This window comes from Luteibacter sp. P1_D3, from assembly GCF_056406135.1.
In genome coordinates this window covers 244,063-255,703 of record NZ_JBFUAT010000002.1, presented here as the reverse complement: position 1 = coordinate 255,703, position 11,641 = coordinate 244,063, and the positions used below count along the sequence as shown (strand labels likewise).

The following is an 11,641-nucleotide window of genomic DNA, read 5'->3' as shown; positions in this document are numbered from 1 at the left end:
CGGGCGTCGCGTCGCCTTGCTGCTATCGGTCTAGGAATGACGCAGGCAGGATGACACCCGCGTTTTTGATGGCCGTACGAAGTTCGGTTGGGATAAACGGCTTGAGCACTTCCACCGCATGGGGCGGCTGGTGGCCGTCCGCTGCACTGTGGTCCGACAGCATGAGCACGGTCGACAGCAGGCCGCCCTGGCGGCTGCGGGCGTCGGCGAGATAGGCCCCGGCCCTGTCGTCGTCGGAGGCAGGAACACAGGCTGCCAGCAGGTCGATGAAGTTGAGCCCGGCCGCGTGGTCGAGGGCTGCGCCATGGGTGGCAAACGCCGTCGCATGAAATCCCCATGATGCGAGGATGTCAGTCAGGGCTTCTGCGAGGTTGCCATCCGGCTCGATGACCACTGCATCTGGCGCGGTGATGTCCATGTTGACCCAGAAAGAACCACTGATCCTCGGGCCAAGGCGAAAGGTCAAAGACATGGGCGAACTCACCGTTGCCGTTGACGGCTGGGTACGGGCGTTGTGTCGAGATTCTTCTGCCAGTGAGCAATCCCCTGGCCCGAAACAGTGAGGCACCCTGGCTGGCGGCTCGCCACCGGCACCCAAGATGCGTACGGCTTCTTGTCACTGTTTCGGATAGCTCAACGTGGTCTGGCGACCGGCGGTCCCATCTGTCCAGGTATATGAGTGCCGTAATACTGAAGGCGACGCGTGTCGATGAGCCACCCAAAGAGCAGCACGCTAAACGCGGTCAACGGTAACCCGGGATTGCCTGAAGCTCGTCGGCCACCCGCAACAAGCCGGCACCGTAGCTGGGTATTGGCGAACCCCCCATCGGTCCCAGTTCTACGCACAGGACCCCTGCTGCTGCTGCCAGCTCCAAGAGTCCCAGCGCGCCGGCTTTGGAAGCCAGAAGACGAATGCGGATGCGGGCCTCATCCAAATCACCTTGAAGAATGGCCTCGCCTGTCGCGTTTGCATCAATGGCCACCATCGCCAAGGTGGTCATCGCAGGCTCGAATGTGTGCATGGCTCGATTCCGATAGAAAGTTTTGCCCCAGCGAAATCTGCGCCAGATGTGACACCGTTTCATCCGAAAAACTACTGGTAAGGCAGGCAATATGCAGAATCTCGGTGTCGCCACGGGGAGGGCTTCACAGTTGGCTTTACGTCAGGCTAGAATTTTTTCATGTGGCTGCAAGACGACCAAAACATGTTTGCCGCCGACCTCGCGTTCGAGGCGCTGTCGATGAATGAGGCGGCTCTCCATCGGAATTTCGACGAAGCCAGGTTTCGCGCCCGGGTGATTGGCGGCAAGGCGTCCGCCGAAGGCCATTTTGAGATCGTCGAATTGGCCGCGCGCATTGTCAACGCGCTGGGCGAGCCTGGGACCATGCCACGTCGGGGATACGGCAAACCGATGCTTGAATTGGCGAATCTAATTGGCGCTCTGATTGATGAGCACGTCGCTTGCCCGTGTATGGAAAGACAGCCTGTGCGGCAATGAAAGGCCGCCCGTCACAAATGTGAAAGCAACCAACTCATGCGAATGCGTGTGTGGCCGATGCATGCATTGTCCGATATCCATCTGCAGAACCCGTCATGCCCGTCCAAGCCGCACGCCGCGCCAACCTGCGTACCGTCATCCGTCTTCTGGAAGAGGACGGCCTTATAACCCGGGCAAGCCAGGCCGCTTTTCTTGAAAACGCCGTCACTGCATTCAAGCTCCAAGCCATGCTCGACGGCGCGCGCATCGAAACTCTGTTTGCAGAACATGTCGAGCACGTCCTCTTCAAGCCTCGTGGCTGGATGAGTGAGTGTCACAGCGCGGAAGCGCTTGATAAGGATGAGACCTCGCCGGGTGTTCCTGGCTAAGTGAGAGCGCTGTTGCGCCGTTGCTTTCAGAACGGGTCGGTGCGGTGGTCGTCATCCAGCCAGCCTTCCCGCCGCTGCATGGTCCATTCGACGTTCCTGGCGAACGGTCCACTGATGACATCGTGCTCCAGCATTCCCTTGAGCGAGGCCGCCTGTATGGTCAGGAACGCGGCTTGGGCATCGAGGCCCCGAAACCCGTCGGCTGCCAATTCAAACAAAAGGCCGCGCAGATTGAGCCGTCGGGTTTGCTGGAGGTTTTCCATGTCGGCGGGCCCTCAACCAAACCACAGTTGTATCAGGACGAGAGGGACCCGGCGATGACCAGGGTCACGTCAGGCCATATGCGGTAACTCTATAGAGAAAGGGCCGCCAGCACGGTCTGCGTCTTTGGACTGACGTCAATGACGACGATGAGCGCGTCGTCCGACTGCCGCCAGCAATCCCGAAACAACACCGCTGCAATCAAGGCAGGGTGTCGCTGGAAAAGGCCGGGATACTTGGCAGGGCTCCAGTTGGCCCGAATGCCATCCGTATGCATGACCAGACGGCACTTATTTGCAACCACGTGGCGGTAAGTCCGGAAGGTCGGCGAGCCTTGGCCTGCAACACCTGGATAAGAGGCAAGCCCGGACCGGCGGTCATCGAAGACAAGGGCGGCGTCGATGTTGCCGAGGCCACAAAAATCGACGGATTTGCGCTCGGGGTCGATTCGCGCAACTGCCCCGGCCGCACCCACGGTGCCTTTCAGGGCGTCGTGCACCGTGCGCAAGTCTTCCGAAGGCGACACCGGCGCCATGTCGCGGAGGGCTTCCACAGCGGCAGTTGCGGCATTTTGCGCCAATGGCCCGTGACCCAGGCCATCGATGACCATCAGGGTGAGCGCCTCAGGGGCGGCTGACAGGGCCCACGTGTCCCCCGAAAACGGGGCTCCGGCCAACGGCCGCTCAATCACACCGAAGGGGAGGTCGGGCGCGTCGTTGCCGGGTTGGACCCGGACCAGCAAACAGGTGCCTCTATCGTCTTGCCAGCAGTCACTGAAAACCGTGACACCCGGCAGACGACTGGCGAAGTCAAAAGGCCCGACGGCGGGAGTGATGAGGAGCATCTCGACGCCGTCACCGGGCAGGCGCCTTACATCCACACTGCCGGTTGCATACCGGCCGACGTCAAACTGAGTTGAAAGAGAAAGGGCAGCGTCGCGCACTGGCCCCGGTGCGGTGACTGCAAACAAGGCGCCGGCCAATGCCGCAGTGCTCGTCCGGTCGAGGAGAACATGCCGGTGGGGAAGGGAGGCGAAAAAATTCATGCGGCACTTTAGCGGAGCCAAGGGCAAATAAAATGCCTATCCAGGCGGTCACGGTGTTCACTTTCCTTCGACGGCAAGAGGTCGAGTCGCCGGTGCCTGCCTCCTACACTCAGGGGAGCGCGCTCGCCGCCCTCGCCGAAACGCTCAACCGGATTGACGGGTAAGGCGCCCCCCGGCCTGAACTTCATCGTCGCGGAAAGGGGATACCTAAGACGGCGCCAACCTCATTGTCGGCCGGTGCTGGCTGAAACGGCGAGTCGTCTCTTCCCCGGCACAAACTACTCCGCTGTGGCGACTCGATTCCCGCCCGCCAGATAAGCCTGCACCCGCAGCGCGTCCGGTCCCACTTCGAGCGAAGCGGCGAGAACGGTGGCGGGACTGACGTTAAGGACCAAGCCCCAAGCAATCACATCAAAGGCGTCGTCGACGTCGATATGGGTCGTGTGGGCAGCATAATCGTCAGACACGCAGGGACTCCACATTCCGGACATCCTTAGATTGGCGGCCATTGTGTCAAAAATTCATTCAAGGCATTTGACGGCCTGCGTGACAACCGTGAAGGAGTTGACCTTTTGCTGCGGCTCACCGGACCGTTGAATATCAGGCCGCCGACTGGAGGGTGCGGTAAGCCCGCGCGATGGCATCAAGAAGCTCGCCAGCGCCAAACGGTTTTGACAAGCGCACAGCCCTTGCCGGAATGTTCGGAACGTCTTCGAACGACCGGGAAGAAATCATCACAAGGGCGATGTCGGTCCTGAGGGCAAGCTCGTCGAGAATCGGCACGGCCTGTTTGCCGGCCGCAGACGGCATTGTGGCATGGCACACCGCGACACGCAGTGAGGGCATAGAATCAAGTGCCTCCATACCCGCTTCAAACCGGCCGGCAACAACGACGGTGTAACCCCTGGCCTTCAACACCTCGCCCGCCATCTCGGCGAGCTCGCGGTGGGGGTCGAGAATCAGAACGGTGGGAGGTGTCATGGGCCAGTATGCGCGCCCGCAATTTTATTGGTTGGGATATTTTCGGGACAACGAATCAAGTGTCCGCCGCGTGCCAAAGGCGTCAGTCATGACATGTGCGCCGCCAGGACGGCACGGATGGCATGTCCACAGGTCGCCGTGCCGGCTCAGCGGGGGCCACCACCGCGCAACCGGTTCTCGTTTGCCCGCCGCCGACCTTGAATGAGCGAGCGGTGGCACGGGCATCATTCACCCGAACGTTTGGGCTCGGTCGATGGCAACAGACAGAGCCTCGATGGCTTGCCCGTAGCCGGGTCTCGGTGCAGTCGAGCCCCGACCCGGAAGGTCGACCACCCTGCTGACTGCGCGGCCGACTTCGCTCAATCCCGCAATGTCTGCGTTGGCTGTAATAAGGCGGGCACGGAAACGGGCTTCCTGGATGTCACCGTCCAGCATGGCCTGACCGAGGGCGACAGCGTCGACAATGATTTCAGCGTGCTGAAGGATGGCGTCTTCGTTGTTGGTCAGCCATGGTCGGAATGGCGTTCGTGACCGGAGGCCGTGTTTCGGATTGGCCCCAGGCTGGGTGGGGCGCTGCCGTCATGGCTACGGCGTGTCTCGTCTTTCGGATTCCCAGTGTTGCAACCCTCCACGGTGTCCGGCGGACCTCGGTCATTCTTCTTGCAGCAACCATCCGCGAGGTCTGCCCAGACAATGAAAGCCTTGCATCCCTGAAGGACAACCTCTCGTCCCTGTCGGAGGTGAGCGACAAGCAGACACTGCGAATACAGGCGTGCCTCGGTCTTTATTGGGCTGCCCTTGTCTGGTTCGTCGCGACCTGGGTGCTCGCACCGGGCGTATCCCAGGCAACAAGGAATGCATCTGCAGGGTGGGCGTTCCTAGCCAGCATCGTGTTTGTCCTTGCCGGCATTGGGTCGGTGGGGTACGGAACGGCCTCCCGGCTGTTCTGGCAGACAGTCGGCCTCGCATTGGCAGAAGCCGCGTCCGGCACGGTTGACGTGGGACAGCCGCTTCCGGACGGGGTGGAGCGTGCCAAGTCGTGTTGGCCGCGACGCCACCACCTTTCCTGGCGTTCGAGCCCAAGGTTGCAGCCAGTCCGGGAACCGTGGAATCCATGGGCCGGATGGAGCGCGAGTTGGCCGCGCTGCAGATGCAAACCTCGGCAGTCGAGGACTCCTACGGTCCGGATGTTCTGCACCTGACCATCGTCAAAGGGCATTTGGGCAAGTGGCTCGGCAACGCCTCGGTCGTTCGCTGGCTGGCCCGCCATCGGCCCGAATACCTCAAGGAGTTCCAGAGGATTTCCGAGACTGCAGACGTGGGTGTGGGATAGGCAAGCGTCAGCGCTGCTTTTGTACGAGCATTGCCAGGTAAAGGGCACTTTTATGAGTGATGAAACGCTTTCCGTTATCTTTCGCCACGCCGATTTTACCGAGCACCAGAATATAGGCGCCGGCAAGCTCTTCGAGATTCTCGGCACCCACCATTTCCAGAAGGACTTGTTTGTCGGCTTCCGGTACGCGAATGCTTGGCTCGGTCAGTCCTCCGGTGTTGAGATAAATTGCGCCGTCCTTCCCGTGCCGGGCATCTGACAGAGACCCCCAAAAGCCTCTGTATTGTCCGGCGGGAACGTTGGCAACCTCACCGAACTGCACAAAAAATTCGCGCGCCGGCATCTCGATGACACCGGTGAGCTCAATGATTTGATTCGAGGTGGCGAGTCCATGGCCTTCAACGAGGGATCTCAGCATGGCCCGGAGCCGCTTATACGTTCGGGAACGCTGCTCTCCATTTGAGCCGCCGAAGAAGCGGCCCTGCCCATGCTGTCGGTCGGACGGGTTGCCTCCGGGCGCCCCTGCGCTCCCGACGTCCAAGCGAAGATYGACCACAATGCGGTCGCCTGGGTTCAACCGCTCGTCTTCCCCGTCCCCGCCGTCCACACCCCATGCGCCGCCTTCCTGGCTTGCAAGGCTGCATCCGGGCTTATGAGGACGGCCTCCAAAGCAGGGCGCCCGTCCATCCGCAGATTGTTTGCGGAAAAAGGCCGGCCCTTCGCACTCTGGACAAACGAGGTTCCGCCGATAATTCTCCAGGGTTACTGAAGGTAATTTGGAGAAGTCGAACGCGGTGTAGGGCTTGTCGTCGAGCGTGCAGCGAGCGTGGTCCATGTGCGCCTTCCATGTGGGTGTCCATGGGTTCGGCTGTTTGGGAGATTTCTGGAGGCAAAAACCGTGGCTTCGGCCGATTACGCATATCGGTTGTTGCCAGCCGAATCGGTCTGCCGAACTTGCTGGTATCCTTCCGGCATAGTCCCGTTCTGGGTATCGCGCCGCCCAACCCCTTGTCTGGCCTGGTTATTGAGGCAGTTCAGGGGGTTAAAAGAGGAGCCAGGGTGTTCCCTTCACCCGCTCCAGGTCACCTACTCGGCGCGCTACCCTACCTGCCCCCTATGTCGATGCCCTGGATGCCGCCGGGTGCCGCGTCGACGTGCAGGCGAGCACGGAGTTCCGGAAGCGACTGCTGATGTCTATCTGCATTTGATACGCACGCGGTGACGAGACCATTCCGGAGTTGGTCGAACTCGCGAAGCCATCGCTCTATTTGCCCGCGACGGGGCCCAGAAAACGTCTTTCGTTAGCTCAGCCTGTGTGGTTGCCTTGGTCATCATATGGGCGGAAAAAAGCCCATTAAGGCACATTTGAAGATTAAGGGGCGGAAATCAGCCCATATTAGATTTCTTAGTAAGAGGCGTATAATTGCCGGTAATCGGAGATATTGCCCGCAATAGGCGGAAAGGTGCCGTTATGTCACAGACATCATTTGATACTGTCGACGAGCTCGMCGATCGGATTGGCAGCTCGCTCAGGGATATACGTCTGAGCAAGGGACTCAAGCAGACGACCCTCGCCGACAAGGCAGGTGTTTCCCCGCGCGCTCTCCGTGCCCTCGAAGCGGGCGAAGGTTCCTCGCTGGGTACGTTTCTGAGCGTGGTGAAGGCACTCGGTGCGGTCGACATCATCGATGTCCTCAGCACAAAAGCTCAAATCAGCCCCATGGCGATGCTGACCAGTGGCCGCTATCAGCGATCCAGGGGGTCCAGGTAATGGCGGCGCCCAAGCACGTCGATGTCGTTGAAGTCCGGATCTGGGGACAGACGGTCGGTGCCGTAGCGCACGATCCTGGCCGCAGTGCCTTCGTTTTCGAATACGACAGAAAATGGGACGGCGGACGGATCGAGCTTGCTCCCCTCAAGATGCCGTTGAAGCATCAGCCGCCTGTTTTCAGTTTTCCGGGTCTGGACCGAGAGGCCTTTCAGTTTCTGCCGGGATTGCTCGCGGATGCTCTTCCTGACCGGTTTGGTAACCGACTCATCGACGCCTGGATGGAGCGGCACGGCGTCGCCAGCAGCAGCATCACCGCACTCGATCGCCTTTCTTATATGGGAAAGCGGGGCATGGGGGCGCTGGAGTTTCGCCCGGCACGCGCTGCGGCCCGCGCGTCATCCGCGCCGATCGACATGGCGAACCTCGTCGAAGCGGCACGGCGTGTGGTCGCAGGTACGATCCATGATGACGACCAGTCCGCCAACACCCTTTCTCGCATCATCGCCGTTGGTACGTCCGCAGGTGGCGCTCGCCCCAAAGCCGTCCTGGGCTGGAACCGCAAAACAGATGAGCTGATCTCCGGGCAGTTCGATCTGTCCGACGGATTCGAGCACTGGCTCCTCAAGTTCGATGGTATGGGCGAGGATCAGCAGTTGGGTCCCTCCCAGCAGTACGGCCGCATCGAGTACAGCTACTACAAGATGGCCACGGAAGCAGGCATCGTCATGTCGCCCTGCGAGCTTCTCAAGGAGAACGGCAGGGCACACTTCATCACCAAGCGATTCGATCGACTGGGCAACGATAAGGTTCACGTCCAGACGTTATCGGCGCTCACGCATGCCAGTCACAATGATCGTCAGGCGAACGCCTATGAGAGTCTCTTTCGGGTGGCGATTGACCTGGGCCTCGACGACGAAGCACTCAATCAGCTGTTTCGCCGCATGGCATTTAACGTTGCAGCGCGCAATCACGACGATCACACCAAGAACTTTTCCTTCCTCATGCGTGAGGGTGGGGCGTGGGAGCTTTCGCCCGCGTACGACGTGACGTTTGCGTTTGCACCGGAGAACATCTGGTTGAAAGAGCACCTGATGAGTGTCGCTGGCAAGTTCGACGGCATCCAGACCAGTGATCTGATGACGGTGGCGGAGCGCTTCTCGGTGCCGGGTACGAAAAAAGCTATCGATGACGTCAACACGGCGTTGAATGGCTGGTCGCATTTTGCCCGCGAGGCGGGAATAAGGGCCGACGAGGTCGAGCGCATCGGTCAGCTTCATCAAGTGCTATGAGGCGGTCCGCTTCAAACTCGCAAACTAGTGCGAGAAATTCGCATTTTCGCGCCGTTCTCCTGAGGTTTGTCTGTCGCTAGACTCCGCGAAATCACGGAGAGATACAGCGATGCATACATCACAGCGGAACGCCTCGTCAGGTCGCATCGGCATGGCCCTTGTCAGTCTTCTGTTGAGCTTCGGCGCCTCGACGCTCAGGGCACAAGATGCCCAGGAATCCACGCCGCCACCAAGCAACGACCAACTCGCCAACGCGAAATGCATCTCCGGCATGGAGAAGTTTCTCCCCGGTGAGTACTTCTACTGCCTCGCCACCCAGAGCTACGGCGAGAACAAACACCGGTACGCGGACAAGTTCTTCAAGGAAGCGGCGAGCTGGGCCAGCAAGCCTGCCCAGTACGTCCTCGGCGTCATGGCCTTGAACGGCGATCAGCAACCGGTGAATCGACCGCTCGCGCTGGCGTGGTTCGCCCTGGCATCGGAGCGACACACCGCGCGGTTCCAGGCGCCGTACGATGAGCTGAAGGGCCAGCTCAGCCCGGCGGAGCTGGCCAAGGCGGACGACTACCTCGCCTCCATGAAAAAAACCTATGGCGATGCCGTGGCCGCGCCGCGTGCGGAAGAGCGCTATCGCGATGGGACCCGTCGCCTGGTCGGTGCCGCGGCATCGGGCACGTATTGCATGGAAGGCCTTCGCGATCCGAGCAAGCTCGCCGGTAGCGGGAGCATGGATGCCGACACGGTCAGCGCCATGACCTCTTCATGCGTACCCTCACCGGTGGTCGTGAAGTACGTGGACAGCAAGGCGGGCGAGGTGTTCGAGGACTGGAGCGGGCATGTCACCGTGGGCGCGATCGACACGGCGTCGCCTCCGGCCGACGCGGCTGGCCCGAGGTCATCGGGCCAGCCGTAGCGCCGAGGGGGCGCCGACAGCAATCGCAAAAGGTTGGGAAAAGGCTCGCAGGCGATCATTGTGTGTTCAACCGTCCCTCGAGCCCGCGCCCGCCATGCACCTCCTCCTGTTGGAAGACGACGCCGAACTGGGCGAAGCGATCAAGCACGCGCTTGAACAGCAGTCCTACGCGGTGACCTGGCTCTCCGATGGCCGCCATGCCGCAGCGGCACTGGCCGACGGGGCGGTGGACCTGGTGCTGCTCGATCTTGGCCTGCCGGGCAAGGACGGCCTGGAGGTGCTGCTGGAGGCCCGTCGCGCAGGGGTGAAGACGCCCATCCTCGTGATGACCGCTCGCGACGCACCCGAGGCCCGCATCAAGGGACTGGATCTCGGCGCCGACGATTATCTGGTCAAACCCTTCCATCTCGGCGAGTTGGCCGCACGCATCCGTTCCCTGACCCGACGGGCCCAGGGCCTGGTCGACAACCGGGTGGAGGTGGGCGGGCTGGTGCTCGATCTGGCCACGACCGACGTCGTCTTTCGTGGCGAGCGCATTTCCCTCACCCGTCGCGAATTCGCCGTGTTGCGCATCCTGATGGAGCGCGCCGGCCGTATCGTCAGGCGGGAATCTCTCGAAGACTCGGTCTACGGTTTCGATACCGTGGTGGATCGCAACGCGATCGAGGTGCAGGTGCACTGGTTGCGCCGCAAGCTGAGCGCCGAGGTGATCCACACGGTGCGTGGCATCGGCTACATGATGCCGAGGGAGCCCAAGTGACATCCGGTAGCCTGCGCACGCGCATCACCTGGCTGATCATCCTTGTCCAGGTGGTGGTGCTCATCCCTCTGGGGACGATCAGTTACCAGCGCGAGCTGAGCGAGATGAATCACCTGCTCGACGGCCGGCTCGCGCAGGCGGGTCGGACGCTGGGTACGCTCATCGCCTACGGTCAGGGCGACTACGCGACGCAGGATCCCGCTCGTACGCTGGAGCTGGCCACCGAGGCACAACGGGGCACTGTGGTGGTTTCGGTTCACGCCAAGAACTACGAGCCGGAGGTCGGGTTCCAGGCCTATGATCCTCACGGCAAGCTGATCGCGGCTACCGCCAACCTCGCCGATCTTCCGCCGCCCGATCCGAACGAACGTGGCTTCAGCAACAGGGAGCACGACGGCGCGCGCTGGCGCCTTTTCACGCTGACCAATCGCTTCAACCTCACGATTCGTATCGGCGAGCGCGCGGACAACCGCACCGACATTACCAATGGCCTGATGCTGGAGCATGGACTGCCCCTGGTGATCGGCTTGCCGCTGCTCGCCTTCCTGGCCGGGCTGGCCGTGAGGCGGGGGCTCAAGCCGGTGGACACGCTTACCCGCATTCTGGCGCGACGCGAGCCTGGCAGTCGCAAGCTCATTGCCGTCGAGGGATCGCCAGACGAGATCAAGCCACTGATCGTTACCCTCAATCAGCAGCTCGCCCGACTGGAGGACGCCCTCGAGCGCGAGCAGCGCTTCGCCGGCGATGTCGCCCACGAACTGCGCACGCCGCTCGCCGCGACCATGATCCACATGGAAAGCGCGCTCATCACCGACGATCCGGTGGAGATTCAATACACGGTGCGTAACGCGCGCCGTAGTCTGGCGCGCCTCGCTCGCCGGATCGAACAGATCCTCGCCATCGCGCGCCTGGAAGCGGGTGCGGCCTCGCAGCACCGCGTTCCGCTCGATCTGGTCACCCTCGCTACCGAGGTGGTGGAAGAACTGGCCGCCGGGATCGCCGACAAAGAGATCGAGCTCAGCCTGAATCACGACGACGCCGAGCTGGTCGTGCCCGGTCATGAGGTAGCCCTGACCGCGATGTTCCGCAACCTGGTCGAGAATGCGCTGCGGCACACACCCGAACGCAGCCACGTCGACATCACGCTCGGCCGCGATAAGGGTCGGGCCTTGATTACCGTTTCCGACGACGGGCCCGGTATTCCCGCCGAACGTCGCGAGGCGGCCTTTCAGCGTTTTCACCGCGGCTCGGAAGGCGAAGGGACAGGTTTCGGCCTCGGCCTGAGCATCGTCCAGCGTGCCGTCGAACTCCACGACGGCTGGATCACCTTGCTCGAAGCACCGTCCGGAAAAGGACTGGTCGTCCATATTTCCATCGCAGCCGCGCCGACCGTCGACAGGCCGCCGAATCGCTGACAAAAG

15 protein-coding genes are annotated in these 11,641 nt (G+C 61.6%); 8 read left to right on the top strand and 7 right to left on the bottom strand.

Features of this window, described 5'->3' with window-relative positions; genetic code table 11:
• Positions 1–22: 22 nt before the first annotated feature.
• Entirely contained in the window at positions 23–472 is a 450-nt protein-coding gene (locus tag AC1DYM_RS03190) for an ANTAR domain-containing protein (RefSeq protein WP_477335867.1), read from the bottom strand.
• Between the two features lie 271 nt (positions 473–743).
• Positions 744–1,022 carry a hypothetical protein gene (locus AC1DYM_RS03185; protein ID WP_477335865.1) on the bottom strand — a complete coding sequence of 93 codons (279 nt, stop codon included), beginning with the start codon at positions 1,020–1,022 and terminating at the stop codon, positions 744–746.
• A gap of 159 nt (positions 1,023–1,181) precedes the next feature.
• On the opposite strand from AC1DYM_RS03185, the gene AC1DYM_RS03180 reads away from it, so the two are divergent.
• Positions 1,182–1,499, top strand: a complete 318-nt coding sequence (locus tag AC1DYM_RS03180; protein WP_477335863.1) for a hypothetical protein — start codon at positions 1,182–1,184, stop codon at positions 1,497–1,499.
• A 95-nt stretch (positions 1,500–1,594) separates the two neighbouring features.
• Positions 1,595–1,867 (top strand): hypothetical protein, encoded by a 273-nt coding sequence (locus tag AC1DYM_RS03175; protein WP_477335861.1) that lies wholly within the window; start codon positions 1,595–1,597, stop codon positions 1,865–1,867.
• Positions 1,868–1,893: 26 nt separating this feature from the next.
• Here the strand turns inward: AC1DYM_RS03175 and AC1DYM_RS03170 are convergent, their stop codons facing one another.
• The 4 genes from AC1DYM_RS03170 to AC1DYM_RS03155 all read right to left on the bottom strand — a co-directional run bounded on the left by AC1DYM_RS03170 (position 1,894) and on the right by AC1DYM_RS03155 (position 4,154).
• On the bottom strand, positions 1,894–2,130 hold the full coding sequence (locus AC1DYM_RS03170) for a hypothetical protein (protein ID WP_477335859.1): 237 nt from the start codon (positions 2,128–2,130) through the stop codon (positions 1,894–1,896).
• Between the two features lie 89 nt (positions 2,131–2,219).
• Positions 2,220–3,173, bottom strand: a complete 954-nt coding sequence (locus AC1DYM_RS03165) for a SpoIIE family protein phosphatase (protein WP_477335857.1) — start codon at positions 3,171–3,173, stop codon at positions 2,220–2,222.
• 278 nt (positions 3,174–3,451) lie between these two features.
• Complete coding sequence (locus AC1DYM_RS03160; protein WP_477335855.1) at positions 3,452–3,640, bottom strand: hypothetical protein; 189 nt, start codon at positions 3,638–3,640, stop codon at positions 3,452–3,454.
• 133 nt (positions 3,641–3,773) lie between these two features.
• Positions 3,774–4,154: a hypothetical protein gene (locus AC1DYM_RS03155; protein ID WP_477335853.1), complete on the bottom strand. Its 381-nt coding sequence runs from the start codon at positions 4,152–4,154 to the stop codon at positions 3,774–3,776.
• Between the two features lie 1,039 nt (positions 4,155–5,193).
• On the opposite strand from AC1DYM_RS03155, the gene AC1DYM_RS03150 reads away from it, so the two are divergent.
• Positions 5,194–5,487 (top strand): plasmid partitioning protein RepB C-terminal domain-containing protein, encoded by a 294-nt coding sequence (locus AC1DYM_RS03150; RefSeq protein WP_477335851.1) that lies wholly within the window; start codon positions 5,194–5,196, stop codon positions 5,485–5,487.
• Positions 5,488–5,494: 7 nt separating this feature from the next.
• Here AC1DYM_RS03150 and AC1DYM_RS03145 read toward each other — a convergent pair whose 3' ends face one another.
• A complete protein-coding gene (locus tag AC1DYM_RS03145) occupies positions 5,495–6,322 on the bottom strand; it encodes a hypothetical protein (protein ID WP_477335849.1) in 828 nt (275 codons plus the stop codon).
• 636 nt (positions 6,323–6,958) lie between these two features.
• Between AC1DYM_RS03145 and AC1DYM_RS03140 the strand changes: the two genes are divergently transcribed.
• The 5 genes from AC1DYM_RS03140 to AC1DYM_RS03120 all read left to right on the top strand — a co-directional run bounded on the left by AC1DYM_RS03140 (position 6,959) and on the right by AC1DYM_RS03120 (position 11,635).
• Positions 6,959–7,258, top strand: a complete 300-nt coding sequence (locus AC1DYM_RS03140; RefSeq protein ID WP_477335847.1) for a helix-turn-helix transcriptional regulator — start codon at positions 6,959–6,961, stop codon at positions 7,256–7,258.
• Positions 7,258–8,547 carry a type II toxin-antitoxin system HipA family toxin gene (locus tag AC1DYM_RS03135; RefSeq protein ID WP_477335845.1) on the top strand — a complete coding sequence of 430 codons (1,290 nt, stop codon included), beginning with the start codon at positions 7,258–7,260 and terminating at the stop codon, positions 8,545–8,547. The genes AC1DYM_RS03140 and AC1DYM_RS03135 overlap by 1 nt, the downstream gene beginning before the upstream one ends.
• Positions 8,548–8,656: 109 nt before the next feature.
• Positions 8,657–9,460 (top strand): hypothetical protein, encoded by an 804-nt coding sequence (locus tag AC1DYM_RS03130; protein WP_477335843.1) that lies wholly within the window; start codon positions 8,657–8,659, stop codon positions 9,458–9,460.
• 94 nt (positions 9,461–9,554) lie between these two features.
• On the top strand, positions 9,555–10,220 hold the full coding sequence (locus AC1DYM_RS03125) for a response regulator (protein ID WP_477335841.1): 666 nt from the start codon (positions 9,555–9,557) through the stop codon (positions 10,218–10,220).
• A complete protein-coding gene (locus AC1DYM_RS03120; protein WP_477335839.1) occupies positions 10,217–11,635 on the top strand; it encodes a sensor histidine kinase in 1,419 nt (472 codons plus the stop codon). Before AC1DYM_RS03125 ends, AC1DYM_RS03120 begins: the two co-directional genes overlap by 4 nt.
• The last annotated feature ends 6 nt before the right edge of the window (positions 11,636–11,641 follow it).

Coding starts and splice junctions, on each gene's coding strand:
- AC1DYM_RS03190 (WP_477335867.1), bottom strand. CDS start 472: ATGTCTTTGACCTTTCGCCTTGGCCCGAGGATCAGTGGTTCTTTCTGG.
- AC1DYM_RS03185 (WP_477335865.1), bottom strand. CDS start 1,022: ATGCACACATTCGAGCCTGCGATGACCACCTTGGCGATGGTGGCCATT.
- AC1DYM_RS03180 (WP_477335863.1), top strand. CDS start 1,182: ATGTGGCTGCAAGACGACCAAAACATGTTTGCCGCCGACCTCGCGTTC.
- AC1DYM_RS03175 (WP_477335861.1), top strand. CDS start 1,595: ATGCCCGTCCAAGCCGCACGCCGCGCCAACCTGCGTACCGTCATCCGT.
- AC1DYM_RS03170 (WP_477335859.1), bottom strand. CDS start 2,130: ATGGAAAACCTCCAGCAAACCCGACGGCTCAATCTGCGCGGCCTTTTG.
- AC1DYM_RS03165 (WP_477335857.1), bottom strand. CDS start 3,173: ATGAATTTTTTCGCCTCCCTTCCCCACCGGCATGTTCTCCTCGACCGG.
- AC1DYM_RS03155 (WP_477335853.1), bottom strand. CDS start 4,154: ATGACACCTCCCACCGTTCTGATTCTCGACCCCCACCGCGAGCTCGCC.
- AC1DYM_RS03135 (WP_477335845.1), top strand. CDS start 7,258: ATGGCGGCGCCCAAGCACGTCGATGTCGTTGAAGTCCGGATCTGGGGA.
- AC1DYM_RS03130 (WP_477335843.1), top strand. CDS start 8,657: ATGCATACATCACAGCGGAACGCCTCGTCAGGTCGCATCGGCATGGCC.
- AC1DYM_RS03125 (WP_477335841.1), top strand. CDS start 9,555: ATGCACCTCCTCCTGTTGGAAGACGACGCCGAACTGGGCGAAGCGATC.